28 protein-coding genes are annotated in these 24,521 nt (G+C 64.1%); 14 read left to right on the forward strand and 14 right to left on the reverse strand.

The genetic code is table 11. The features are described 5' to 3' along the window. Window positions 1-48 precede the first annotated feature (48 nt). The 4 genes from K3725_RS04085 to glp all read left to right on the forward strand — a co-directional run bounded on the left by K3725_RS04085 (window position 49) and on the right by glp (window position 4,262). Window positions 49-939, forward strand: coding sequence for a formate dehydrogenase accessory sulfurtransferase FdhD (locus K3725_RS04085; RefSeq protein ID WP_260017587.1), 891 nt, complete (start codon window positions 49-51; stop codon window positions 937-939). 61 nt (window positions 940-1,000) lie between these two features. After that, a complete protein-coding gene (gene mobA / locus K3725_RS04090) occupies window positions 1,001-1,645 on the forward strand; it encodes a molybdenum cofactor guanylyltransferase MobA (RefSeq protein WP_260017588.1) in 645 nt (214 codons plus the stop codon). Then, window positions 1,642-2,133, forward strand: a complete 492-nt coding sequence (mobB, locus tag K3725_RS04095; protein WP_260017589.1) for a molybdopterin-guanine dinucleotide biosynthesis protein B — start codon at window positions 1,642-1,644, stop codon at window positions 2,131-2,133. Before mobA ends, mobB begins: the two co-directional genes overlap by 4 nt. Then, window positions 2,130-4,262, forward strand: coding sequence for a gephyrin-like molybdotransferase Glp (gene glp, locus K3725_RS04100; RefSeq protein WP_260017590.1), 2,133 nt, complete (start codon window positions 2,130-2,132; stop codon window positions 4,260-4,262). Before mobB ends, glp begins: the two co-directional genes overlap by 4 nt. A 175-nt stretch (window positions 4,263-4,437) precedes the next feature. On the opposite strand, the gene K3725_RS04105 is transcribed toward glp, so the two are convergent. From K3725_RS04105 to K3725_RS04115, 3 genes are all read right to left on the reverse strand, one after another. Beyond that, complete coding sequence (locus tag K3725_RS04105; RefSeq protein WP_260017591.1) at window positions 4,438-5,475, reverse strand: hypothetical protein; 1,038 nt, start codon at window positions 5,473-5,475, stop codon at window positions 4,438-4,440. A 19-nt stretch (window positions 5,476-5,494) separates the two neighbouring features. Further along, window positions 5,495-5,965 carry a transcription elongation factor GreA gene (gene greA / locus K3725_RS04110; RefSeq protein ID WP_260017592.1) on the reverse strand — a complete coding sequence of 157 codons (471 nt, stop codon included), beginning with the start codon at window positions 5,963-5,965 and terminating at the stop codon, window positions 5,495-5,497. 245 nt (window positions 5,966-6,210) lie between these two features. Beyond that, the gene (locus K3725_RS04115) at window positions 6,211-6,591 is read right to left on the reverse strand and encodes a VOC family protein (protein WP_226428832.1); all 381 of its coding nucleotides are present in this window, start codon (window positions 6,589-6,591) and stop codon (window positions 6,211-6,213) included. Window positions 6,592-6,689: 98 nt separating this feature from the next. Here K3725_RS04115 and soxR point away from each other — a divergent pair, with 98 nt between their 5' ends. From soxR to K3725_RS04135, 4 genes are all read left to right on the forward strand, one after another. Further along, a complete protein-coding gene (gene soxR / locus K3725_RS04120) occupies window positions 6,690-7,169 on the forward strand; it encodes a redox-sensitive transcriptional activator SoxR (RefSeq protein WP_260017593.1) in 480 nt (159 codons plus the stop codon). 169 nt (window positions 7,170-7,338) lie between these two features. Beyond that, window positions 7,339-8,988 carry an electron transfer flavoprotein-ubiquinone oxidoreductase gene (locus K3725_RS04125; protein ID WP_260017594.1) on the forward strand — a complete coding sequence of 550 codons (1,650 nt, stop codon included), beginning with the start codon at window positions 7,339-7,341 and terminating at the stop codon, window positions 8,986-8,988. A 135-nt stretch (window positions 8,989-9,123) separates the two neighbouring features. Next, window positions 9,124-10,839, forward strand: coding sequence for a tetratricopeptide repeat protein (locus tag K3725_RS04130; RefSeq protein ID WP_260017595.1), 1,716 nt, complete (start codon window positions 9,124-9,126; stop codon window positions 10,837-10,839). After that, complete coding sequence (locus tag K3725_RS04135; protein WP_260017596.1) at window positions 10,829-11,650, forward strand: 4-(cytidine 5'-diphospho)-2-C-methyl-D-erythritol kinase; 822 nt, start codon at window positions 10,829-10,831, stop codon at window positions 11,648-11,650. Before K3725_RS04130 ends, K3725_RS04135 begins: the two co-directional genes overlap by 11 nt. 185 nt (window positions 11,651-11,835) lie before the next feature. Here K3725_RS04135 and K3725_RS04140 read toward each other — a convergent pair whose 3' ends face one another. Continuing rightward, the gene (locus tag K3725_RS04140) at window positions 11,836-12,834 is read right to left on the reverse strand and encodes a polyprenyl synthetase family protein (protein WP_260017597.1); all 999 of its coding nucleotides are present in this window, start codon (window positions 12,832-12,834) and stop codon (window positions 11,836-11,838) included. A 57-nt stretch (window positions 12,835-12,891) separates the two neighbouring features. On the opposite strand from K3725_RS04140, the gene K3725_RS04145 reads away from it, so the two are divergent. The 3 genes from K3725_RS04145 to K3725_RS04155 all read left to right on the forward strand — a co-directional run bounded on the left by K3725_RS04145 (window position 12,892) and on the right by K3725_RS04155 (window position 14,279). Then, window positions 12,892-13,107: a DUF2007 domain-containing protein gene (locus K3725_RS04145; RefSeq protein ID WP_039181733.1), complete on the forward strand. Its 216-nt coding sequence runs from the start codon at window positions 12,892-12,894 to the stop codon at window positions 13,105-13,107. Next, window positions 13,104-13,871, forward strand: a complete 768-nt coding sequence (locus tag K3725_RS04150) for a tRNA1(Val) (adenine(37)-N6)-methyltransferase (protein ID WP_260017598.1) — start codon at window positions 13,104-13,106, stop codon at window positions 13,869-13,871. The genes K3725_RS04145 and K3725_RS04150 overlap by 4 nt, the downstream gene beginning before the upstream one ends. Before the next feature lie 234 nt (window positions 13,872-14,105). Continuing rightward, window positions 14,106-14,279 carry a YdcH family protein gene (locus K3725_RS04155; protein WP_019297104.1) on the forward strand — a complete coding sequence of 58 codons (174 nt, stop codon included), beginning with the start codon at window positions 14,106-14,108 and terminating at the stop codon, window positions 14,277-14,279. A gap of 81 nt (window positions 14,280-14,360) precedes the next feature. On the opposite strand, the gene K3725_RS04160 is transcribed toward K3725_RS04155, so the two are convergent. Both K3725_RS04160 and K3725_RS04165 read right to left on the reverse strand, forming a co-directional pair. After that, complete coding sequence (locus K3725_RS04160; protein WP_260017599.1) at window positions 14,361-15,224, reverse strand: DMT family transporter; 864 nt, start codon at window positions 15,222-15,224, stop codon at window positions 14,361-14,363. Then, window positions 15,221-16,168, reverse strand: coding sequence for a transcriptional regulator GcvA (locus K3725_RS04165; RefSeq protein ID WP_260017600.1), 948 nt, complete (start codon window positions 16,166-16,168; stop codon window positions 15,221-15,223). The genes K3725_RS04160 and K3725_RS04165 overlap by 4 nt, the downstream gene beginning before the upstream one ends. A gap of 113 nt (window positions 16,169-16,281) precedes the next feature. On the opposite strand from K3725_RS04165, the gene K3725_RS04170 reads away from it, so the two are divergent. Beyond that, window positions 16,282-16,431, forward strand: coding sequence for a hypothetical protein (locus tag K3725_RS04170; RefSeq protein WP_260017601.1), 150 nt, complete (start codon window positions 16,282-16,284; stop codon window positions 16,429-16,431). A 79-nt stretch (window positions 16,432-16,510) separates the two neighbouring features. On the opposite strand, the gene phbB is transcribed toward K3725_RS04170, so the two are convergent. The 8 genes from phbB to K3725_RS04210 form a co-directional block, all read right to left on the reverse strand. Then, window positions 16,511-17,233 carry an acetoacetyl-CoA reductase gene (phbB, locus tag K3725_RS04175; RefSeq protein WP_260017602.1) on the reverse strand — a complete coding sequence of 241 codons (723 nt, stop codon included), beginning with the start codon at window positions 17,231-17,233 and terminating at the stop codon, window positions 16,511-16,513. 189 nt (window positions 17,234-17,422) lie between these two features. Next, window positions 17,423-18,598 carry an acetyl-CoA C-acetyltransferase gene (locus K3725_RS04180; RefSeq protein WP_260017603.1) on the reverse strand — a complete coding sequence of 392 codons (1,176 nt, stop codon included), beginning with the start codon at window positions 18,596-18,598 and terminating at the stop codon, window positions 17,423-17,425. 372 nt (window positions 18,599-18,970) lie between these two features. After that, the gene (locus tag K3725_RS04185) at window positions 18,971-19,801 is read right to left on the reverse strand and encodes an EAL domain-containing protein (protein ID WP_260017604.1); all 831 of its coding nucleotides are present in this window, start codon (window positions 19,799-19,801) and stop codon (window positions 18,971-18,973) included. Between the two features lie 125 nt (window positions 19,802-19,926). Further along, a complete protein-coding gene (locus K3725_RS04190; RefSeq protein ID WP_260017605.1) occupies window positions 19,927-20,859 on the reverse strand; it encodes a sterol desaturase family protein in 933 nt (310 codons plus the stop codon). Then, window positions 20,856-21,254 (reverse strand): hypothetical protein, encoded by a 399-nt coding sequence (locus K3725_RS04195; RefSeq protein ID WP_260017606.1) that lies wholly within the window; start codon window positions 21,252-21,254, stop codon window positions 20,856-20,858. Before K3725_RS04195 ends, K3725_RS04190 begins: the two co-directional genes overlap by 4 nt. 76 nt (window positions 21,255-21,330) lie before the next feature. Next, on the reverse strand, window positions 21,331-21,672 hold the full coding sequence (locus tag K3725_RS04200; protein ID WP_260017607.1) for a hypothetical protein: 342 nt from the start codon (window positions 21,670-21,672) through the stop codon (window positions 21,331-21,333). 109 nt (window positions 21,673-21,781) lie between these two features. After that, a complete protein-coding gene (locus tag K3725_RS04205; RefSeq protein ID WP_260017608.1) occupies window positions 21,782-22,072 on the reverse strand; it encodes a hypothetical protein in 291 nt (96 codons plus the stop codon). A 168-nt stretch (window positions 22,073-22,240) separates the two neighbouring features. Next, complete coding sequence (locus K3725_RS04210) at window positions 22,241-22,810, reverse strand: TlpA disulfide reductase family protein (RefSeq protein ID WP_260017609.1); 570 nt, start codon at window positions 22,808-22,810, stop codon at window positions 22,241-22,243. 22 nt (window positions 22,811-22,832) lie between these two features. Here K3725_RS04210 and argH point away from each other — a divergent pair, with 22 nt between their 5' ends. Beyond that, the gene (gene argH, locus K3725_RS04215) at window positions 22,833-24,227 is read left to right on the forward strand and encodes an argininosuccinate lyase (RefSeq protein ID WP_260017610.1); all 1,395 of its coding nucleotides are present in this window, start codon (window positions 22,833-22,835) and stop codon (window positions 24,225-24,227) included. A gap of 35 nt (window positions 24,228-24,262) precedes the next feature. After that, window positions 24,263-24,439 carry a hypothetical protein gene (locus K3725_RS04220; protein WP_260017611.1) on the forward strand — a complete coding sequence of 59 codons (177 nt, stop codon included), beginning with the start codon at window positions 24,263-24,265 and terminating at the stop codon, window positions 24,437-24,439. Window positions 24,440-24,521: the final 82 nt, after the last annotated feature.

The raw sequence follows: 24,521 nt of genomic DNA on the forward strand, positions 1-24,521 counted from the left end.
TGCGCGTCCTAGATTGCCTTGAACCGCCCTAAGGCGGACGCAGAAGGAATGCAATTGGTGAGTATGGATATCACGTCAGAATACCTGATTGCCCCTGGTGTCTCAGACCCGCGGCTGACGCGCGCCGTCACCGGCGTCGACCAGAACGGCGAGACAAGCGAGATCGCGGTGGTCGAGGAACGCCCGCTGACCATCTTCCTGAACAGCCAGGAAATTGTCACTGCGATGACCATCGGCGACTACCCGGAATATCTGGCGCTCGGCTTCCTGCGCAATCAGCGGATGCTGCGGGACGAGGATGAGGTGACCCGCGTCGACTATGACGAGGATCTGGAAACCGTGGTGGTGCGCACCGCGGTGGAAACCAGCCATGAGGAAAAGCTGAAAAAGAAGACCCGCACCTCCGGCTGCGCGGTCGGCACCGTCTTCGGCGACATGATGGAGGGGCTGGAGGATGTGCGCCTGCCGCAGGTGGAGGTGAAAACCTCCTGGCTTTATACGCTGGCGCATAAGATCAACCGCACGCCGTCCCTGTATCTGGAGGCCGGCGCCATCCACGGCACCGTGCTCTGCCATCGGGACCGCCCGCTGGTCTATATGGAGGACGTCGGCCGCCACAACGCGGTGGACAAAATCGCAGGCTGGATGCTGTCCGAACAGGCGGAAGCTGCCGACAAGATTCTTTACACCACCGGGCGGCTGACCTCCGAAATGGTGATCAAGACGGCGATGATGGGCATCCCGGTGCTGGCGTCCCGTTCGGGCTTCACCGCCTGGGGGGTGGAGATCGCCCGCGAGGTGGGCCTCACCCTGATCGGCCGGATGCGCGGCCAGCGGTTCATCTGCTTGTCCGGTGAGGAACGGCTGGTGCGGGACATGGACCCCAAGGACGCGCCTGCGGAAGAGAAGAAACATCGTAGAAAGAGCGCGGACGGGTAACCGGATTTCACGCGAAATCCGGCCCGGAAAACACGTGTTTTCCGGCGCGTGAGGAGAAGAGATGACAGACCAGAAGCCATTGGGCGTAATCCTCGCAGGCGGCCTCGCCACCCGGATGGGCGGCGGCGACAAGGGACGGCTGCAGGTCGGCGGCCAAAGCCTGCTCTCCCGTGTTGTTGACCGGCTGTCGCCGCAGGTCGCTGGACTCGCGCTCAACGCCAATGGCGACCCGGAGCGGTTCGCCGATCTGGGCCTGCCCGTCATTGCCGACTCGATCGAGGGCTTTGCCGGACCGCTGGCGGGCGTGCTGGCAGGCCTCGATTGGGCAGCAGAGCAGGGCGCAGAGACCATCGTCACCGCCGCTGCCGACACGCCGTTCTTTCCGCAGGATCTGGTCGCCCGGCTGACCGCCGCTGCACAGGGCATGGAGCACCCTCTGGTCCTCGCCACTACACCGCGCACCAGTGATGAGACGCTGAAATCCGGCGGGCGGAGCAAAGTGAACCGGCATCCGGCCTTTGGCCTCTGGCCCGTCGCCCTGCGCGACGACCTGCGCGCAGCCCTGCAGGACGGGTTGCGCAAGGTGGTGCTCTGGACAGATCAGCACAACGGCCGCGAGGCGCTGTTTGAAGCGGCCCCCTTCGACCCCTTCTTCAACATCAACACGCCAGAGGATCTGGCCATGGCAGAGGCGCTGCTGAAATGAAAATCTATGGCGTCACCGGCTGGAAGAACAACGGTAAGACTGGGCTGATGGAACGGCTGGTCGCGGAGTTCTGCGCCCGCGGATTTTCCGTCTCCACCATCAAGCACGCCCACCACGCCACTGATGTGGATCAGCCCGGCACCGACAGCCACCGCCACCGACAGGCCGGCGCGTCCGAGGTGGTGCTGGCCTCTGCCGGCCGCGTCGCCATCATGCAGGAACTGCGTGGCGCGGCGGAACCGCCGCTGACAGTGCTTCTGGGCCGGTTGAACTCCGTCGATCTGGTGCTGGTCGAGGGCTACAAACGCGAACCGCATCCCAAGATCGAGGCTTTCCGGCAGGCAGCAGGCACTGAACTGATCGCGCCGCAGGACCCTTGCATCCGCGCTGTCGCCAGCGACACTCCGCTGCAACTGGACTGCCCGGTGTTCGATCTGAACGGCACGGCAGCAATTGCGGACTTCATCCAGTCGGAATTGGGGCTGTGACCCCCTTTGATACCGTTCTGACTGTTGACTGGTCTGCCGCCAAGCGCAGGCCCCGGCGTCCGAGCAAGGACGCGATCTGGCTCGGCGTGGCGCGCGGCGGCATAGCAGAGCAGCCAATTTACTGCCGCAGCCGGATGGAGGCGGAGGCATGGATCAGCAGCTTTCTCGCCGCGGAACAGGCAGCAGGGCGGCGGGTTCTGGCGGCTTTTGATTTCCCTTTCGGATACCCGCGCGGATTTGCGCGCCGGATCACCGGATCATATGACCCCTTTGCCTTATGGGCATGGCTGGAAGAGCGGATCGAAGACGCGGAGGACGGCAGCAACAACCGGTTCAGCGTTGCCTCCGGGATGAACCGGAAGTTTGCTGGTTCCGGTCCGTTCTGGGGCAAGCCCGATGAGGCAAGCTGGCCGGACATTCCCTATCGCAAGTCCGGGATCACCTATGCGGATGTGGCAGAACGGCGCAGCGCGGATCTGGCAGCCAAGGCGGCCTCCTCCTGTTTTCAGCTGTTTTTCAACCCGACGGTTGGCAGCCAGGTGCTGATGGGGCTGCCGGTCCTGCAGCGGCTGCGTCTCCGGCACCGGGCGGCTGTCTGGCCTTTCGAAAAGATTGCGGCCGCGCAAATTGTGTTCGCGGAAATTTGGCCAGGATTGATCGAGCCGGCCGTCAAGGCAGCCATGGCTGTTGCCGGCCCCGAGGAAATCCGCGACCGGGTGCAGATGCGGCTGTTTTCGCAAGCGCTCAGCCGCCTGCCGGCGGAAGAGCTAAGTGAAATGCTGGCCGCAGTGCCTGAGGAAGCGCAAGAGGAGGCTTGGATTTTGGGCACGGGACACGATGACCGCTTGAACGCGCTGGCCCGGGATGAGCTGGGCGGGCTGACACCGCCGCCGCTCAGCAACGACTGTTTTGCCCTGCCTGCGGGGGTGGACTGGACCCCTGTGGATGATGCGCTGGCCCTGCTCCGGGACAGGCTGGGGCCGGTTACCGGCACTGAAACCGTGCCGCTGGCAGAAGCGCTGGGCCGGGTGCTGGCAGAAGATGCGGTTGCCCGGCGCTCCAATCCGCCGCTGCCGAACACGGCGGTGGACGGCTATGGTTTTGCCGGCGGCCGCGAGGCGGGTCCGCATGTGCTGCCGCTGGTGCAGGGCCGGGCCGCTGCCGGGGTGCCGTTTGACGGCACCGTGCCCGAAGGTCACGCCATCCGGGTCCTGACCGGCGCGGCGCTACCCGATGGCGTGGACACGGTGATCCTGGAGGAGGATGTCAACACCGACGGCACCCGGATCGCTTTCAACGGTCCCCTGAAACAAGGCGCGAACACCCGCAAGGCGGGCGAAGATGTCAGCGCAGATGAGGTCATTCTGCCCGCAGGCCGGGTCATTACCCCTGCCGATCTCGCCCTGGCCTCAGCCTCCGGGCTGGCAGAACTCACGGTGCGGCTGCCGCTGCGGGTGGGTGTGCTCTCCACCGGCGACGAACTGGTCGAAGCCGGGGAACCCGCAGGCAAGGGACAGATCTTCGACGCCAACCGCCCGATGCTGATTGCGCTGATCCGTCAGCTTGGTTTTGTGCCGGTAGATCTGGGCAAGGCGGAGGACGACCGAGGGGCGCTGCGGGCGCATCTGGACGGCGCCGCGGCCCAAACGGATGTGATCCTGACGTCCGGCGGTGCTTCCGCCGGGGACGAGGACCACATGTCGGCGCTTCTGCGCGAAGCGGGGGCGATGCAGGAATGGCGCATTGCCCTGAAACCCGGCCGCCCGCTGGCGCTGGGCATGTGGCAGGGCACGCCAGTGTTCGGCCTGCCCGGCAACCCGGTGGCGGCATTGGTCTGCACGCTGGTCTTTGCGCGCCCCGCAATGGGGGTGATGGCGGGTGCCGGCTGGCAGGAACCGCAAGCGTTTGAAGTTCCGGCGGCATTCGAAAAGCGTAAGAAACCGGGCCGCCGCGAATACCTGCGGGCGCGGGTGCGGGACGGCAAGGCGGAAGTGTTCAAGTCCGAAGGCTCCGGCCGTATCAGCGGTCTCAGCTGGGCGGAAGGCCTGGTGGAGCTTGGCGACGGTGCTGCTGAGATCAAGCCCGGCGATATGGTCCGTTTCATCCCTTACGGCAGTTTCGCAATGTAGGCGCAGCGCTCCCGCCCGCGGCCCGGCGCATCGCAGATGCTTGCCCGCCGTTGGGCCCGGCGCCGTGCTGGCGCACGGCGCCGCTCTTTCATCTTTCCATAAATACTCGCGTCCCCCTGCCCGGCAGGCGGCTTTGCCGCCGATAGGGGAGGCAGCGCCTGAAAGGCGCTTCCTTCTAGTCGAAGGTCCCGGCAACCCGTCCGACCAGCATAAAGGCGCGGGCGGTGCGGGTGTTGCCAAGGGCGGAAATCTCGCCGTCGCTGGCCTCGGCCTCAAAGTCGGCAAACATCTGGTCGAACCGGCGCAGGAAGTGATGCGCGGCATCGCGGAAGATCGGATCCTGCTTCATCCGCGCCGCTGTCAGCGCCAGGGAGGTCCGGTCCCGCACGCCGCCAAGCGCGGCCACCGCGCGCCCGCGCGCCCCTTGTGCAAACTGGCGCCAGATCTCGGGGCGGGCCATGTCGGGGCGCAGGTCGTCCATGTAGATGCCGTCCTGGCTGAGCAGCGTCAGCACATCCTGTGCCGCCTGAATCACCTGCGCCGCCTTGCGGTCCTTGAGCGCCGCGCGCAGGGCGGCAAACCCCTCGGTGTCCTCGGCGGTTTCCGGGAAATTCAGGGCCCGGATGAACTGCTCGGCGGGCAAGGGCGGCGCGGTGTCCGCAGCCTGGGTGCCAAGCGCCAGCGAGCCTTGCCCGGCGGTGGTCATCTCTGCTGCCTCTGCCGGGATGGCCGGACGCAGCGGATTGGCTCGGCGGCTGGTCTGGAAGGTCGCCAATGCGGTCTCGGTCTTGCGGGTGGCCTCGGCGATTTCCTCCAGCCGCTTGGCAACAGAGGTCTCCGCCACCGCCGCGTGCTGCTGCGCCTGCGCCAGGTAGCTTTGGCGCAGCCCGTCGATGGCCGCCTGCAGCTGTTCGCTCTCCTCCCGCATCACCCGGGCCGACCGCGCAGCAGAGGCCGCAACCCACAGCATCGCCAGGGGCAGCACCACCGCCAGCACGCTGACGATCAAATCCGCCCATTGCGAAAGCCCGGCATCTTCGGGCGCCAGCACAAAGGCCCCGGTCACCACCAGCAGCCACAGCGCCCCCAGCCCGACGGCCGCCAGCTCCGCCCCGCCCAGGCCGTTGGCCGCGGCGGGGCCGTCAAGACGGCGCAGCGGCTGGCTGCCGCCTGGCTTCCGGCCAGAGCCCGGACTGCTGCTGGAGCCTGTCATGACCTTGCGGCCTCCCGGATCAGGAATAGACGATCTTGAGAATCTCATAGGCGCGCTCGCCGCCGGGCGTGCGCACTTCCACACTGTCGCCTTCGTCCTTGCCGATCAAGGCGCGCGCAATCGGGGATTTGATGTTCAGAAGACCCGCTTCGATGTTGGCCTCATGCTCGCCCACGATCTGCCAGGTTTTTTCCTCGTCGGTGTCCTCGTCCACCACCGTGACCTTGGCGCCGAACTTGATGGCGCCGGACAGCTTGGCGGGGTTGATCACATCGGCCAGCGACAGGATGCCTTCCAGCTCCTTGATACGGCCCTCGATGAAGGACTGCTTTTCGCGGGCGGAGTGGTACTCGGCGTTTTCCGACAGGTCGCCCAGCTCGCGGGCTTCGGCGATCGCCTGGATGATGGCCGGGCGTTCGACGGATTTCAGGGTCTTCAGTTCGCTTTCCAGCGCGGCGTGACCCGTGGGGGTCATCGGGATCTTTTCCATGTGATTGGTCCAGGTCGCTCTATTGTTCTTGTCAGTAGGAAAACCGCAGCCCCGCAGCATGTGCCGCGGGGCCTCCGGTCCGGTTGACATTTACCTGACCCAATCCTGCGCCCGAATTCAAGTGGCCGCAGGGCTTTGCCGCACGCAATTCCGCCTAACGCGGCAGATTGTGCGGGTTTTCCACAGGTTTGCGCGGAAAAATGCCGCGGGCAAGGGACCCGGACCCTGCCGCCAGCCACAGCAGATCAATCATATTGCACCGCCTCATATTCGATGCCGTTCTCATCATGGAAGTAGAACCGGCGGCCCGGCTCATAGTCGCCGTGGTTCATCGGGGTGAACCCGGCGGCCTTCACCGCGGCCTCTGTGGCGTCCAGATCCTCGACGATCACCGCCAGATGGTTCAGCCCGCCTATGATGCCGTAGCTTTCCGGTGCTTGGCCGGCCGCAGTGCGCGGCGTGTACAGCGCGAGGTAGCTGTTTTCTCCGCCCACATGAACGGTGTAGCCGCCGTTCTTGGCCTCGCCCTGCCAGCGCACATGCCAGCCAAAGATCTTTTCCATCCAGGCGGCGGTGCCATTGGGATCTGCCACGGTGACATTTGCGTGTTCCAAAACTGCGCTCATAGAAAATCTCCTTCTCATCTTGAGCAAACCTGTTGATGCGACTCACCGTAATTCCTAAACCTAACTTCAGCTCAAGGGATTTCTTCAGGGAGTTTGCCATGCCCCAGTCCGCCGGCATTTCCATCGGCTACCTGGCCGAACGCACCGGCCTCGCCGTGTCCGCGATCCGCTATTACGAGGCGCAAGGACTGGTGGAGCCTTGGCGCAATGCAGGCGGCCAGCGCCGGTTCCACCGGGCCGATATCCGGCGGATGAGTTTCATCATGATTGCCCAGCAGTTCGGCTTTTCGCTGCCGGAAATCCGCGGCTTCCTGCGCAGCCTGCCGGGCGGCCGCACACCGACCAAGGAAGACTGGGCCTGCATTTCGGACAGCTTCCGCAGCCACCTGGATCAGCGAATCGAAACCCTGGTCAAACTGCGCGACAATCTGGACGGCTGCATAGGCTGCGGCTGCCTATCGCTTCCGAATTGCAAACTTTACAACCCCGAAGACCGGGCGGCACAGAAGGGGCAGGGACCCCGTTACCTGATGGGAGACCGCCCTGAGACAGAGGCTGCGGCGGAAAATGATCCTTGAGTGACGAAAATGGACGCACTTTTTGTCTCAGTTGCCTGTTTTACAGGTGTTTGACGCGGAGTTTGGATTGACCCATGGGGGCGCCAAACGCTAAGCAGCCGCGAAAGAAAATTGCGCCCGCATGACCCTGTGGGGCCGGTAGCGAACAGAAAGCCAAGGAGCGCCGCAAATGGCCGAGATTGAACGCGAAGCGATGGAATACGACGTGGTGATCGTCGGGGCCGGCCCTGCCGGTCTGTCTGCGGCCATCCGCCTTAAACAGCTGGACGCCGACCTGCAGGTCGTGGTCCTGGAAAAAGGCTCCGAGGTGGGTGCGCATATCCTGTCCGGCGCTGTGCTGGATCCTTGCGGCCTGAACGCCCTGATCCCCGACTGGAAGGAAAAAGGCGCACCGCTGAACGTCGAGGTCAAGGAAGACAACTTCCTGATGCTGGGCGAGGCCGGTCAGGTCCGTATCCCCAACTTCCCGATGCCGCCACTGATGAACAACCACGGCAACTATATCGTCTCCATGGGCAACGTCTGCCGCTGGATGGCAGAGCAGGCTGAGGAAATGGGCGTCGAGATCTTCCCGGGCATGGCGTGCTCGGAGCTGGTCTATGGCGACAACGGCGAAGTGAAGGGCGTGGTGGCCGGCGAGTTCGGCAAGAACGCCGACGGCACCCCCGGTCCGTCTTACGAGCCCGGCATGGAGCTGCACGGCAAATACGTCTTCCTGGGCGAAGGCGTGCGCGGCTCGCTGTCCAAGGAAGTGATTGCCAAATACGGCCTCTCTGACGGCAAGGAGCCGCAGAAATACGGCGTCGGCATGAAAGAGATCTGGGAGATCGACCCGGCCAAGCATAAGGAAGGCACCGTCACCCACACCATGGGCTGGCCGCTGGGTTCCAACGCGGGCGGCGGCTCGTTCATCTACCACCTGGACAACAATCAGGTCTACGTGGGCTTCGTGGTGCACCTGAATTACAAGAACCCGCATCTGTTCCCCTACATGGAATTCCAGCGCTTCAAGCACCACCCGGTGGTTGCCGACCTGCTGAAGGGCGGCAAGCGCGTGGCCTACGGCGCCCGTGCCATCACCGAAGGCGGCTGGCAGTCGATGCCGAAACTGGTCGCACCCGGCGTGGCCCTGCTGGGCTGCTCCGCCGGCATGGTCAACGTGCCGCGCATCAAGGGTAACCACAACGCGATGCTGTCGGGCAAGGCCGCGGCCGAAGCCGCCTTTGATGCGATCAAGGCAGAACGTTCCGGCGATGAGCTGACCGCCTATGAGGCCGACGTGCGCGATGGCGCCATTGGCAAGGACCTCAAAAAGGTCCGCAACGTGAAGCCGATGTGGTCCAAGTGGGGCCTCACCGCATCCCTCGCTTTTGGCGGGCTGGACATGTGGACCAACACCCTCTTTGGCTTCTCCTTCTTCGGCACCCTGGGTCATGGCAAGAACGACGCCGAGGCGACAGAAGAAGCCTCCAAGCACAAGGTGATCGACTATCCCAAGCCCGATGGCGTGCTGTCGTTTGACCGTCTGACCAACGTCAGCTTCTCGATGACCAACCACGAGGAAAGCCAGCCCTGCCACCTGCGGCTGGGCAATGAGGACACCCCGATCTCGGTCAACCTTCCGAAATTCGCGGAACCGGCGCAGCGGTATTGCCCGGCCGGCGTCTACGAGGTGGTCGAAAAGGACGGCAAGCCGGAGTTCGTGGTGAACTTCCAGAACTGCGTCCACTGCAAGACTTGCGACATCAAGGACCCGTCCCAGAACATCACCTGGACCACGCCGCAGGGCGGCGACGGCCCGAACTACCCGAACATGTAACGGGAACGTTAGCATTTCGGCGTGGTTTCGCCGGATTTTATGGGGCGGTCCTTGGACCGCCCCATTGCGTGTTGACGGGCGCCGCACTACGCTTTCTTAGGAGAGCAAGAGCAGTAAACCGTAAGGGGGTCCCCAGTGCCCGTATCCATTCTTCGCACCCTGTCCTGTGCGGCCCTGATGGCCGCAACCGCCGCACCTGCCGTGCAGGCCGAAGGACTGGCGGGATCTTATCTGGCCGGACGGGCCGCGACCTACGGCAGCGACTTTGCCGCCGCAGCGCTTTATTACACCCAGGCGCTGGCGCGCGACCCGCAGAACCCGCTCTTGATGGAGAACGTGGTGTTTGCCCAGCTCGCCATGGGCAAGGCCGATCTTGCCGTGCCGGTGGCCGAACGGCTGCGCCAGACTGGCGCCCGCAGCCAGGTTGCCAATATCGTTCTGGCGGGCGGTCTTGCCGCCAAAGGCGACTATCAGGCGATCCTGGACCGTGATCTGGAGCGGGAAGCGATCCATCCGCTGGTGGACGGCCTGCTGCAAGGCTGGGCCCATGTCGGCGCGGGCTCTGTCTCCAGCGCGCTGGAAACCTTTGACCGGCTTGCCAAGGACGGCAGCCTGAAACCCTTCGTGCTCTATCATCGCGCCCTGGCGCTGGCCTCGGCCGGCGACTACGGCGGGGCAGAGGCGCTGTTTGCCGCCGAGGACGGGCGCCTGGCCACCCTCAGCCGCCGCGCGGCGGTGGCGCGGGTGCAGATTCTGTCTCAGCTGAACCGCAATGATGACGCCCGCGAGGCACTGGCCGCAGCTTTCGGCAGCAGCCTCGACCCTGGCCTTGAGGCGCTGGACGCGCAGCTCGCCGCTGGGGAGACCCTGCCCTACACCATTGCCCCCAGCCCGCAGGACGGCATTGCCGAGGTGTTCTTCACCCTTGGGGCGGCGCTGAACGGCGACACCGCCAATGACTATGTGCTGATGTACGCCCGTATGGCGGCCTCGCTGCGCCCGGATCATGTGGACGCCATCCTGCTCAGCGCAGGTCTCTTGGATCAGCTCGGCCGCTATGAGCTGTCGGTTGCCACTTACAAGCAGGTGCCCGCCACCCATCCGGACTATCACGCTGCCGAAATGGGCCGCGCCGAAGCGCTGCGCCGCGCCGCCAAGCCGGACGCCGCCATTGAGGTGCTGGAGAAACTCGCCCGCGACTTCCCGGATCAGCCCAGCGTCTACATCAGCCTTGGCGACCTCCTGCGCCAGCAGGAAGACTATGCCGCCGCTGCCCGCGCCTATGACAAGGCGCTGGACAAGACGCCCGAAGACTCCTCCAGCCGCTGGTTCCTGTTCTATGCCCGCGGCATCTGCCACGAGCGGCTGGACCAGTGGCCGCAGGCTGAGGCCGACTTCCGCGCCTCGCTGGACCTGGACCCGAACCGGCCGCAGGTGCTGAACTACCTTGGGTATTCGCTGGTCGAGAAACGCAGCAAGCTGGACGAGGCGCTGGACATGATCGAACGTGCTGTCGCTGCACGCCCCGACTCCGGCTTTATCGTCGACAGCTTGGGCTGGGTGCTCTACCGCATGGGCAAGTATGAGGAGGCGGTCGCCCATATGGAGCGCGCAGTGGAGCTGATGCCGGTGGATCCGGTGGTCAATGACCACCTTGGAGATGTCTACTGGGCCGTGGGCCGCGAGCGCGAGGCGGAGTTCCAGTGGAAACGCGCGCTTTCCTTCATCGACCCTGAGGACACCGACGGTGAGGCCGACCCGGAACGCATCCGCCGCAAGCTGGACGTGGGCCTGGACGCTGTGCTGGCCGAGGAAGGCGCCCAGCCCCTGAAGGTCGCCAATGGCGGCTGAGGTCGCAGCACCCGCCAAGATCAACCTGACACTGCATGTGACCGGCCGCCGCAAGGACGGCTATCACCTGCTGGATTCGCTGGTGGTCTTTGCCGATGCTGGCGACCGGCTGCAGCTGGAGCCGGGACCGGAGCTGTCGCTTGCGGTCTCCGGCCTGTTTGCAGAGGGCGTGCCCGCCGATCATCGTAACCTGGTGTGGAAAGCCGCCGAGGGCGCTGGCTGGACCGGACATATCAGCCTCGACAAGCAGCTGCCGCACGGGGCGGGCATCGGCGGCGGGTCATCGGATGCCGCAGCAGTATTGCGCACGCTGGCGGGGCAGGGCACCGGCATCCCCGCAGACTTACCGCTGAAACTTGGCGCTGACGTCCCGGTCTGCGTGGCAGCACGCGCCTCCCGGATGCAGGGCATCGGCGGCCAGATCACGCCGGTGGAACTGCCCCAGCTGCACGCGCTCTTGGTCAATCCGGGCGTGCATGTCCCCACCGGCCCGGTGTTTTCCGCGCTCGCCTCGCACCAGAACCCGCCGATGCCGCAGGAGATCCCAGCCTTCGCATCCGCCGAAGACTGCGCTGCCTGGCTGGCCGGTCAGCGCAACGACCTGGAGGGCCCGGCCATCAGCCTGGCACCTGAGATCGCGCGGGTTCTTGCGGACTTGCGCAGTTCCCGCCAGGCCTTGCTCGCCCGCATGTCCGGCTCCGGCGCCACCTGCTTTGCGCTCTATCCCACAAAAAAGGCCGCCCATATGGCGGCCTATGAAATCGGCGCAGCACATCCCGAGTGGTGGTGCAGCGCGGTAACCTTGACCTGATCCGCCGCGCTCAGCCGCAGACGAAGCTCTCCCGCCCGCGGCACTGCGCATCAAAGATGCTTGGCCGCCGTTGGGCCAGGCGCCGCGCTGGTGCGCGGCGCGGCACCGCCTGCCTATTCACCTTTGTGGAAATACTCCGGGGGTGAGGCCGAAAGGCCGAGGGGGCAGCGCCCCCTGACCAGGCATCAGTTCAACCGCGACACCACGTAGTCCGCCAGGTCGCTCAGCATCGTACGGATCTCATGATCGGGCAGCACCTCCAGCGCGGCCCGCGCCTTGGCGGCCCAGCCGAAGGCATCCTCGCGGGTTGCCTCCAGCGTCTTGTATTTGGCCATCAGAGCCAGCGCCTGCTCCAGGTCGCCGTTTTCCTGCTTGCCCTTCTCGATGGTGCGGGTCCAGAACGCGCGCTCCTCATCACTCGCTTGCGCAACCGCCTTGATCACCGGCAGGGTCAGCTTGCGCTCGCGGAAATCGTCGCCGACGTTCTTGCCGGTCGCCTTGCTGTCGCCCTGATAATCCAAGAGGTCGTCCGCAATCTGGAAGGCAATCCCCAGCGCGTCACCATAGTCGAACAGCGCCTTCACCTGCTCCTCGGGCGCGCCGGAAATCACCCCGCCCACCTCGGTCGCGGCAGAGAACAGTGCCGCGGTCTTGCCGCGCACCACTTGCAGATAGACGTCCTCATCCGTCCTCAGGTTCGACGCCGCCGTCATCTGCAGCACTTCACCCTCGGCAATGGTGGCAGAGGCGTTGGCCAGAATATCCAGAACCCGCAGGCTTCCGGTCTCCACCATCAGCTGGAAGCTGCGGGCAAACAGGTAGTCGCCGACCAGAACCGAACTTTTGTTGTCCCACAGCAGGTTTGCGGTAGGGCGCCCGCGCCGCTGGGCGCTTTCGTCCACCACATCGTCATGCAGCAGGGTGGCGGTGTGGATGAACTCCACCGTCGCAGCCAGTTTCAGGTGATGGTCGCCCTCGTAGCCGCAGAGCCGTGCCGCGGCCAGCGTCAGCATCGGCCGCAGCCGCTTGCCGCCTGCTTCGACCAGATGCGCGGTCACCTCGGGAATGCGCGGCGCGTGCTTGGAGGCCATCCGGGTGCGGATCAGCGCGTTCACCGCGTCCAGTTCCTGGCTCAGCGTTGCGGCCAGCATCTCATGCGGTTTCCTGGTCATCACTTGGTCCATCACTTTCCCGCTCGCAAGTCTCGACAAGGGGGACGCCTTGCCCTTAGATCCATCCCCATGAAAGAGCTTCTGCGCAGCACCGATCCGACGATCATGGCCTTTGCCTCGGCCCTCCTTGAGGGAGAGGATATAGACTGCTTTCAAATGGACGTAAATATGAGCATCCTGGAAGGCGGGATCGGAATTTTCCCGCGCCGTCTGATGGTTCACGAGGACGACTACGATGCTGCCGTAATCGTGATGCGTGACAATGAAATCCCGCTGGGCAGATGACCTGCTTCTCTGATGACGAGCTGACCCGCAACGGTTTCCTCGGCGGCAGGGTGCAGTTGTGGCAGCCTGTTCAGGGTTACCGAGCCGGGGTGGACCCGGTGCTGCTGGCCGCCGCTGTTCCCGCGCGGGCAGGCGATGCGGTGCTGGAACTGGGCTGCGGTGCCGGCCAGGCGCTGTTGTGCCTGGGCGCACGTGTGCCCGGACTGGCACTGGCCGGAGTGGAGCTGCAGGTGCCTTATGCGGACCTTGCCCGGCGAAACGCCCGAGCCAACGGTCAGGATACCGAAGTGTTTGAAGCCGATCTTTCAGCCTTGCCGGAGGCGCTGAAGCAGCGCCAATTCCATCACGTTATCGCCAACCCGCCTTATTACAAGGCTGGCGCCCACAGCCAAGCGCGTGACGACGGCCGCAAGGTTGCCTTGGGGGAGGGCACGCCTTTGTCAGACTGGATCACCACAGCGGCCCGCCGTCTTGCGCCCAAGGGTTATCTGCACATGATTCAGCGCGCCGACCGGCTGCCGGATATGCTGGCGGGCTGCGCCAGTGTTCTGGGATCGGTGGAGGTGCTGCCGCTGGCGCCGCGCGAAACCCGCGCGGCAGAGCTGGTGATCCTGCGCGCACGCAAGGGCGGGCGGGCGGACTTCCGTCTGCATGCTCCACTGATTCTGCACGAAGGCCACCGTCATGAGCGCGATGGAGAGAGCTACCGCCCCGATATCCGCGCCATCCTGCGCGACGGGGCCGCCTTGTCCTGGCCTGGCTGAGGCGCCTTCAGAAGCCGCGCCAATGTAGGAATGCCGCCTAAGTGTTTCAACCTCTGGCGAATCCATGCATCCGGTTTTCTGCAGAAACGCGCGGTGCCCTGCGGTAAAATGCGCGGCGCATAGCCGATATGAAAATTTCATGACAAAAATAGTGCGGCTGCAGCGTGACAGACGCGGAAACATATGCTCCACTCTTTCTGTCAAACACATCTAGCTCAAAAAAGGAGGGTTACCATGAGCCTCAGCTCGCATCTGACCGAACTTAAGAAGAAGCACGAGCATCTGAGCATGGAAGTGGAACAGGCCCAACGATCGCCCAGTACCGACGATCTGGAAATTGCAGCAATGAAAAAGCAGAAGCTGAAGCTGAAGGAAGAGATCACGCGCCTGACAGCTGAAGCCGTCTGAAGAGTTCCCGCCGGCGTCTAGCCCGGCACAGTCAACAGGAGGGCCTGCCAGAGCGGCGGCCCTCCTTTCGTTTGAACGGGGTTATTTGCCGGCGCTGGCCCGCGCTGCAATCAGCGCCCCGCCGGTGATCAGCGCCGCTGCCAAGGCAAGCCCCCAGGAGGCTGCTGCAATCCCCGCCAGCACCAGGATCAGCGTCGACAGCAGGGGCGCTGCATAAGAGCTGGTGCCGAGCATCTGGATATCGCCCTGCTTGACGCCGATATCCCAAACATAAAACGCCAGCCCGACGGGGCCGAGACCCAGCAGCAGGGTCGAGACCCAGCCCAGCGTGCCTGCGGGCCAAACGGTTTCCTCCAGCGCGAAATGCAGCCCCCAGGAGGCCGCCGCGGTCGCCAGACAGAACACAGCAACCGAACTGGTCGGGGCATTGCCCACCAGCCGTGACAGCACCGAGTAGCCGGACCATGTCAGCGCGCACAAGAGCGCCAGCCCGTAGCCCGGCAGATACTGCGCCTCAAACCCGCCGCCGCCGCCCGAAATGATGGTGGCCGCCCCGGCAAAGCCCAGGCCTGCACCAATCAGATGTCCTGCCTTCAGCTTTTCGCCGGGCAACAGGCCGGAAAACAGCACGATCAGCAGCGGCCACAAATAGGCGATCAGCCCAGCCTCTGCCGCCGGGGCCAGCCGCAGTGCCGAGAAGTAGAGCGCGTGATAGCCAAACAGGCCAATCGTGCCAAAGATATAGACCCTCAGCGGCACATGGCGCAGCTGCCCCAGCTTGCCCGATGCCGCGGTCCAGATAATCCCCAGCGTGCCGCCGATGGTGAAACACATCGCGTTCAGTAACAGCGGCGGGGCGGGTTCCGACCCCACGGTCAGCAGCGCCAGCAGCGCCCAGAGCAAAACAGCGATGAAGCCAATGGCGGTCGCGCGGGTCTTGGTCATTGGGGGGGCAGATCCTGAATCGGGATAATCTTGATATCGCCCCACATATGCGCGGTTTTCTCGATCTCCGCAAAGTACCATTCGCGGAAGGCCGCAATCTGCGGCCGGTCCTTGGCTTCCGGCAGGCACAGGAAACGGAACCGCGCGTCGGATTGAATGGCGATCTTGAAGGGTGCCACCAGCCGCCCCTCGCGCACGTCCTTGATGATCAGCGGCCGCCGCCCCAGCGCCACGCCCAGCCCCGCGCAGGCGGCGTCAATGGCATGATCGGGGGCTGAAAAGTGGGTGCCGCTGGTGGGGCTGAAACCCACCCCCGCCGCCTGGAACCAGGTTGGCCAGTCGCAACCCGGGGCCACTTTGCTGATGGAGTCGTCAAAGATCAGCGGCGCGTTCATCAGCGCTTCCGGGGTGGGGAATTGTTCATGCAGTTCCGGCGTCATCACCGGCGTCAGCCAGTCCGGCCTTGTGCCATAAGACGCAAGGCCCACGTCGTCCGAGACGCCAAAGCGGATTGCCACATCCACATCGCCGCGCCGCAGATCCACCACCTTGAGCGACGCCGACAGCCGCAGTTCGATCTCCGGATGGCTGCGGGCAAACTCGAACAGCCGCGGCGCCAGCCATTTAGCCGTCAGCGCAGGCCCTGCCGTCACTGTCAGCGTGATCTCATCCAGCAGCCGCCGGGTGCTTTGCCAGGCCTGCCCCAGGGTGCGGAAACCCTCTGCCGCGCCGGGGGCCAGCGTTTCGCCCGCCTCGGTCAGCTCCACCGCCCGGTTCAGGCGGCGGAACAGCAGCTGGCCCAGATGCTCCTCCAGCGATTTGATCTGAAAGGACAGCGCCGCCGGGGTCACGTTCAGCTCCTCCGCCGCCTTGGCAAAGGACATGTGGCGGGCAGCAGCGTCAAAGGCGCGCAAAGCGGTGAGGGGCGGCAGGCGGTCAGTCATGTTCGCACAAGTATACCTTAACTGAAGTCTTGCAAAGTCTCGTTTGTCAACGTGACGGTACGTCCTCATATTGGATGCAGGTAAAGGATACTGATCCGAGAAGGAGGTCTGAAATGCTGGAGTATACTGCTGATGCCGCCGTCAAATCCGCCATGGCCCGCGCCCACGCCGAGCGGGGGCAGGTGCTGAAACAGGCCTGGATCTGGCTGTTCGGCAAGCGCCCGGTGCCGGTCCTCCGCCCCAAGGTTTCCCGCTGGGCCTGAGCGCGCAAGCGTCCTTACGGGATAGGAAAAGGGCCGGTCCAAATGGACCGGCCCTTGCCGTTTCTGCTGATGCCAGGGATCAGACGAAGAACTGCGCGCCGTTGGCGGAGATGGTCGAGCCGTTGATAAAGCCCGAGTCGTCAGACGCCAGGAAGGCCACGCAGCGGGCGATCTCTTCCGGCTCGCCCAGGCGGCCGGCCGGGATCTGGCCGATGATCGATTCACGCACCTTCTCCGGCACCGCCATCACCATCTCGGTGGCGATATAGCCGGGGCAGACCGCGTTGGCGGTGATGCCGGCGCGGGCGCCTTCCTGGGCCAGCGATTTCACGATGCCCAGATCGCCTGCCTTGGTGGCGGCATAGTTCACCTGAGCGAACTGGCCCTTCTGGCCGTTGATCGAGGAGATCACGATGACGCGGCCGAACTTGCGCTCACGCATGCCGGGCCAGATCGGGTGCACGGTGTTGAACACGCCGGTCAGGTTGGTGTCGATCACTTCCTGCCATTGCTGCGGCGTCATCTTGTGGAACGGCGCGTCGCGGGTGATGCCGGCGTTGGCCACCACAATGTCGATAGGGCCCACTTCCTCTTCGACCTTGGCGATGCCCGCAGCGCTGTCCTCATAGCTGCCGACGTTCCACTTGTAGGTCTTGATGCCGGTTTCCTCGGTGAATTTCGCCGCGGCTTCGTCATTGCCGGCATAGGTTGCGGCCACATTGCAGCCCTGCGCCTTCAGCGCCTGGGAAATTGCTGCGCCGATGCCGCGGGAGCCGCCGGTGACGAGTGCAGTACGTGCCATTTAAGAATCCTCCAGTCATAGTCTCTTGGTAATCTTGCTACAGATTACAGTAGGTGAGAGCAACAATATTGCGCAGCAAAATTCTGCATTGCCGCAAGAAAATTGTCGCACCTGCAGTATAGGCCTGCAGTGTAAAAGAAAAAGGACGCCACGGGGGCGTCCTTCTCATTTTACGGTTTGTTGCCGGTTTTATGGGCGCTCGACACACATGGCGACGCCCATGCCGCCGCCGATGCACAGGGTGGCAAGGCCTTTCTTGGCGCCGCGGCGCTTCATTTCGAACAGCAGCGTGTTCAGCACCCGGCAGCCGGAGGCGCCGATCGGGTGGCCGATGGCAATGGCGCCGCCGTTCACGTTCACGATCGACGGATCCCAGCCCATGTCCTTGTTCACCGCGCAGGCCTGGGCGGCAAAGGCTTCGTTGGCTTCGACCAGGTCCAGGTCATTGACCGACCAGCCGGCCTTCTCCAGCGCCTTGCGCGAGGCATAGACCGGGCCGACGCCCATGATCGACGGGTCCAGGCCTGCGGTGGCATAAGACGCAATGCGGGCCAGCGGCTCGATGCCGCGGCGCTCGGCTTCGTCGGCGCTCATCAGCAGGGTGGCAGCAGCGCCGTCGTTCAGGCCGGAGGCGTTCGCCGCGGTGACAGAGCCGTCCTTGGTGAAGGCCGGGCGCAGTTTCTGCATCGCCTCGATGGTGGCGCCGTGACGGATATATTCGTCCGCATCCACAGTGATGTCGCCCTTACGGTGCTTGACGATGAACGGGGTGATTTCGTCAGCGAATTTGCCCGCCTTCTGCGCCGCTTCTGCCTTGTTCTGCGAGGCGACAGCGAATTCATCCTGCATATCGCGGGAGATCTGCCACTGCTCAGCCACGTTCTCGGCGGTCTGGCCCATGTGGTAGCCGTTGAAGGCGTCCCACAGCCCGTCGCGGATCATGGTGTCGATGTATTTCATGTCGCCCATCTTGTGGCCGGCGCGCAGATGCGCGGCATGGGGGGACAGGGTCATGTTCTCCTGGCCGCCGGCCGCCACGATGGAGGCGTCGCCCAGCTGGATGTGCTGCGCACCCAGCGCCACCGCGCGCAGGCCGGAGCCGCAGACCTGGTTGATGCCCCAGGCGGCGCTTTCCTTGGGCAGGCCTGCGTTGATGTGGGCCTGGCGGGCCGGGTTCTGGCCCTGCGCCGCGGTCAGCACCTGGCCCAGGATGGTCTCGGACACTTCGGATTTATCCACACCGGCGCGTTCAACCACGGCTTCCAGCACCGCGGCGCCAAGGTCATGGGCGGGGGTGTTGGCGAACGAGCCGCCAAAGGAGCCGACGGCGGTGCGCGCGGCGGATGCGATTACAACATTGGTCATTGATTCTGGTCCTCTGCCATCAATTCAGGTCTTCCGGGAGAGCCTGGCACCCGCATCTTCAGATGGTCGCGCAAGAATCTTTCCCGATCACTCCGGGTACCGACATAATCTATTGCTGCACGTGCAGCAATTGACAGCGTGTCTCAGGGGGGGCGGCAAAGTCAACCGCAGGATACGTCCAGAACGGCAGGATTTCCGTCAGCAGGGCGCCACGATGCTGCAGGGCAGCAACGGCGCCCTATGCGGGCCGCTGCCGGGCGGGGCGGCAAAGCAGTTGAAAAGACCGGAACAAATCCCGGAATCCGGGGCGGGGCGGGGGATCGCTGCCGGGTGCAGGCCTTGGGCCTGCGCCACGGCCCGTGCTGCGTCCGATCAGCCGTTTTCCTGCCGTTTCATGTCCTCGATCCAGGGCGGTGTGACCGACGGGGCGCCGAACAGGTAGCCCTGCAGGCAGTCGACACCGTTGTCCACCAGGAATTCCGCGTCTGCCTGGCTCTCGACCGATTCCGCGACGGTCAGCATGTCGAATTGCTTGGCGATGCCGATCAGCGCGCGGACAACGGCCTGGTTGTCGTGGCTGGTGTGAATGCCGCGCACGAACTGGCCGTCGATCTTGACCGCGTCAAAGAAGAACTGGCGGAAGTTGCCGATCGAGGTCGTGCTGGCGCCGAAATTGTCGAGCGCAAAGGCGATCCCGTGCGGCTGCATCCGGCCCATGAAGTCAGTCACCAGTTCCGGAGCGGCCATGGCAGAGGCCTCGGTGATTTCCAGCACCAGCCGTTCGCCAAGCGTGCTGTCGCGTTTCAGGAAACGTTCCAGCACCTGCATCCAGCGCTGATAGCCGATGGACCGCGCTGACATGTTCACGGACAGGCGGACCTGAGGATATTTCTCCAGCGCCTTCAGCCCGTGCTGCAGCGCCAGGCAGTCCATTTCGCGGCCGATCTCCTTGTCTTCGACCACATGCATGAATTCGCGTGCCGGGATCACCCGGCCGGTCGGGTCCAGCACCCGGATGTAACCCTCGTAGAAGGCAACGCCATGCGGCGCCATCGCCTGCATGATGGGCTGGTAGGCCAGAACGGTCTGATTGTGCCGCACGGCTTCGGCCACCATTTCAAGCGTGGAGCGGTCGCGTCCGGCCACCGCTGCGCTCAGCGGATTTTCTGCACCTTCCGGAAAATCTGTCTTACGTCTGCTCATCTGCTGCGAGGCCCCTTTTTGTGCTGAAGCTGGGGTGAGTATCATGTTCCGCGCAGGCTGCCGCAAAAGGGTTGAGGCAGGATTAAAGTTCAAATTTGAATGATCTTCCCGGGCGCCGCAGGCGGTCATCCGCCGAAGCCGGGCGTGCCTGCGTCTTCGGGGTGGCGCGCCAGATGGGCGGCCTTGATCCCGGCAGAGGTATCGCGGCTGCCGTCATGGCTGTAGCCGGGCGGCGCAAAGGCATAAAGCAGCCGCTGCTTCAGGGTCAGGCCGGGCTGGGCCATGTCCTTGAAAATGCCCGCCCATTCATGAAAGGCGACCCGCAGCGGGTTGAAGGTGGCGATGTTGTGCACCAGGCCGTAGTCGGGGCGGTCGTGGTCCTGTTCCGGCACGAAGGTGCCGAACATTTTGTCCCAGATGATGAAGACGCCGGCATAGTTGCAATCCAGGTAGCGCGGATTGCGGCCATGGTGGGCGCGGTGATGGCTGGGGGTGTTCATCACCGCCTCGAACCAGCGGGGCAGGCGGCTGACGGCCTCGGTGTGGATCCAGAACTGGTAGATCAGGTTCAGCCCGCCGCAGAACAGCACCAGCGCCGGGTGAAAGCCCAAGAGCACCATCGGCGCCTTCACGATCATCATGAAGGTGAAGGTCCCGGTCCAGGTCTGCCGCAGTGCGGTGGTCAGGTTGTAATGCTGGCTGGAGTGATGATTGACATGCGACGCCCAGACCCAGCGCACCCGGTGGCCGAACCGGTGCACCCAGTAATAGCGCAGATCATCCAGCACGAAACAGGCCAGCACCGCCCACACAGAGGTGCCCATGTCCAGCGGCGTCAGCTCCCACAGGAACATGAACAGCGTCCAGGCGACAAACCCCAGCAGCAGCCCCTCAGCGACGCTGCCCGCGCCCATGATGAGAGAGGTCACCGCATCGCGGGTTTCATACCGTCCGCCGCGGCGCTTGACCGCAATCCACAGGAATTCAGTCAGAATGGCGGCGATGAAGAACGGCACCGCCAGCTGGGTCACGTCGGGATAGGAGATCTCTCCGGTCATGCGGCCTCCGCCGGGGTGCTGATCAGCGCCAGCCACTGCCGGCGTTCGCTTTCGGATAGGGTGAGGGAGAGGCCGGGGGCGGCGAAGTCGTTGAATTCAAAGCGCAGCCCGGTGGCGGTTTCGCGGACATCGCTTCCGGCCAGATGGCGGCCAACAGTATCGGCGCCAAAGGACCATAGCAGCCCGGGCCCGCCGCTGGTCAGCACCAGCGCGGCCTGTCCGCTGGCGGCAGGCAGCACTTTGAGGACACAGTCACCGGGGAAATGGCGCAGCCAGGCGCCGCGTGCGGTTTCAAAGCCCAGCACAGCCTGCCGGGAGCGCCCGGTCAGATGCAGCAGCACCGCAATTCCAGATATCCCGCCCAGCACAAGGGCCAAGAGCAATTCCAGCGCCATCTGCGACCTCCCGCAAGCAGACTGGCGGGCGGGCTGAGGCCTGTCAAAGGTGGCGTGGGGTCAAGCCCGGCCGCCGCTAACCGGCCATGGCGGCGCTGCGCGGGCGGGCCAGAACCTGCATCTGGACGACGCGCTCGACAAAGGGCACCAGCCCTTCGGGGCCGGAGGCGCGGTCCTTGAGATGGATGCAGACATCGGGCCTGAGCGCCGCGATGATGCCGATGAGGTCGCCGCGGATCTGATCATCCAGGCCCGCGCCCATGATCACGCATTCGATGCGCGGCTCGTTTTCCAGCTGGCGCACCACCTCGGGCTGGTCATGCGCGCCCAGCCAGTGGATCGGCAGATGGTCCAGCTCCTCAGCCACATTGCCGATCACATGCGGCAGCTTTCCGATCAGTAAAACAACAGGTTTCATTTCACTCTCCACCCAATGTACTGGGGGCACCCTGTGCGAGCGTCCCTCATTAAAAGGGTAGTGCGAATGTCTGCTGGGTCAGGTGGAGTAGCTTGGGGCGCGCGCAGGCTCAGACCTCTTGGTTTGAAGGAAGTGTTGAAAAACTCTTGAGTGCAGCGGATTTAGTCGAATGCCATTGCCGTTCATGCAAGTCTCCGAATGCAGACTCCAGAGTATAAAATGTCATGTTCAGAAGCACCTTCTGCAATGCTTCAGACTGCAAGCTCAAATCCTTTTCAGTCAAGAAATGAGCGCACAAGACAGAAAATTGCCCTCCAGAATTTTCTAAGCCGAAGTACACAGTCAATCTTTCAGGAGATTTTTTTATGATTGTAAACGGTTCGTAGATCTCATCAGCCATGCTGTTATTCCCAATCACCTTCTGCCTTCCGGTAAGAAGCCTATGTTTGCGGCTGTGTGGAAAATTGTTTGAGCTTCCCCAGTGCGGCCAACTTCGCCCAGCAATCGTCTATACGTGGAACTTCTGCGCAATCCTTTGTGAAAAGCCGGAGCGTAGATCTCCGTTCCTTCACTCCTCAGCCTCACCAATCATCGCGCTGACAATCGCCTTGGCACTGTCCGAGTTCCACTCGGCATCACCCAGGAGCCGCGCCACTTCCTTGCCCTCGCGGTCCAGCAGCACCGTGATCGGCAGGCCGATCACCGCCATCTCGCGGGCCAGCGCCTGTTTCGGGTCCTGGTGGCGGGGCAGGCTGGTGATGCCGTTCTCGTCAAAAAACTTCTGGATGCCGGCTGGCGAATTGCGCCCGGTGGCGATGGTCAGCACCTCGAAATCCTCGCCGCCGAACTCCGCCTGCAGCTCCGCCAGCTGCGGCATCTCCTTGCGGCAGGGGGCGCACCAGGTGGCCCAGAAGTTCAACAGCACGATCTTGCCCTGGTAATCTGCCAGGGTTGCGGTGCCGGCACCGTCGGCCAGATCAAAGGCGGCGGCGGACACATCGCGCGGCTCGGCATGCACGACCAGTTTCTTCATCGAGCCGTCGCGCAGGGCCTCCAGCTGCGCGGGGTCCGCTGCAAAGGCGGCATTTGCACCCAAGGCGAGGGCCATATAAAGGGAAAGCTGACGAAACAGACGCATTTTATCTCCGGGGTTCCACACCATGACAGATCAATCCTCGAACCAGATGTGGGGCGGCCGCTTTGCCGCTGGCCCGGACGCGATCATGGAGGCGATCAACGCCTCGATCGGGTTCGACAAGCGGATGGCAGCACAGGACATCGCAGGCTCCAGGGCCCATGCGGCGATGCTCGCCGCCACAGGCGTCATTACGGATAATGATGCCGAGGCCATTCGGGAAGGGCTGCTCACCGTTTTGTCAGAGATCGAGGGCGGAACCTTCCAGTTTTCCACCGCGCTGGAGGACATCCACATGAATGTGGAGGCGCGCCTGAAGGAGATCATCGGCGAGCCCGCAGGCCGTCTGCACACCGGCCGGAGCCGTAACGACCAGGTGGCAACCGACTTCAAACTCTGGGTGCGCGACCAGCTGGATGCGGCGGAAACGGGCCTGCTGGCGCTGATCCGCGCGCTTCTGTCGCAGGCCGAAGCCGGCGCGGACTGGGTGATGCCGGGCTTCACCCATCTGCAGACCGCGCAGCCGGTCACCTGGGGCCACCACATGATGGCCTATGTCGAAATGTTCGGCCGCGATCTGTCCCGCGTCCGCGACGCCCGCGCGCGGATGAACGAATCGCCGCTGGGTGCCGCAGCGCTGGCCGGCACCTCCTTCCCGATCGACCGGGAGATGACCGCAAAGGCGCTGGGCTTTGACCGCCCTGCTGCCAATTCGCTGGATGCGGTCTCTGACCGTGACTTCGCGCTGGAATTCCTGTCCTGCGCCTCGATCAGCGCCATGCACCTCAGCCGCTTTGCCGAAGAGCTGGTGATCTGGTCTTCCGCCCAGTTCCGCTTCGTGACCCTCTCGGACCGTTTCTCCACCGGCTCGTCGATCATGCCGCAGAAGAAGAACCCGGATGCCGCCGAGCTGATCCGCGCCAAGGTGGGCCGGATTTTTGGCGCCAACACCGCGCTGATGATGGTGATGAAGGGGCTGCCGCTCACCTATTCCAAGGACATGCAGGAAGACAAGGAACAGGTGTTTGACGCCGCCGATAACTGGATGCTGGCACTGGCGGCGATGGAAGGCATGGTGAAGGACATGACCGGCAACCGCGAGTCTCTGGCGGCAGCAGCGGGTTCCGGCTTCTCCACCGCCACCGATCTGGCCGACTGGCTGGTGCGGGTGCTGAAGGTGCCGTTCCGCGATGCCCACCACGTGACCGGCACGCTTGTGGCGATGGCCGAAAAACGCGGCTGCGACCTGCCGGACCTCTCCCTGGAGGATATGCAGGGTGTGCATGCAGGGATCACCGGAGACATATTCTCTGTGCTTGGCGTTGAGAATTCAGTAAACTCGCGCATGTCTTATGGCGGCACCGCGCCCGCCCAGGTGCGCGCGCAGGTGGCCCGCTGGACAGAGATTCTGGCAGGCTGATCCCGTCAGGGGCGGCTGCGGCAAGGAGGCAGACAATGCGCAACATGATCTTTGCTTTGCTGGGGTTGGCGGTGCTGTCGGCCTGCGGCGCCGATGGCGAACCGGTGCAGCCGACACTGAACGCCGGTGTTGGCGTCGGCAGCGGCGGTGTCCACGTCGGCGGCGCTGTGGGGCTGCACAAGGGGCCGCTCAGCGTCTTTCTGGGCTTCTAGTTCCGTGCGCCCTTGATGCGGCGCTGCAAAACAGCCATTTCAGAGCCGCCCCGCATTTCCGCCGGGGCGGTTTTGGTTGAAG

The sequence above is a fragment of the Leisingera sp. S132 genome (assembly GCF_025144465.1).
Taxonomy (GTDB): Bacteria; Pseudomonadota; Alphaproteobacteria; order Rhodobacterales; family Rhodobacteraceae; genus Leisingera.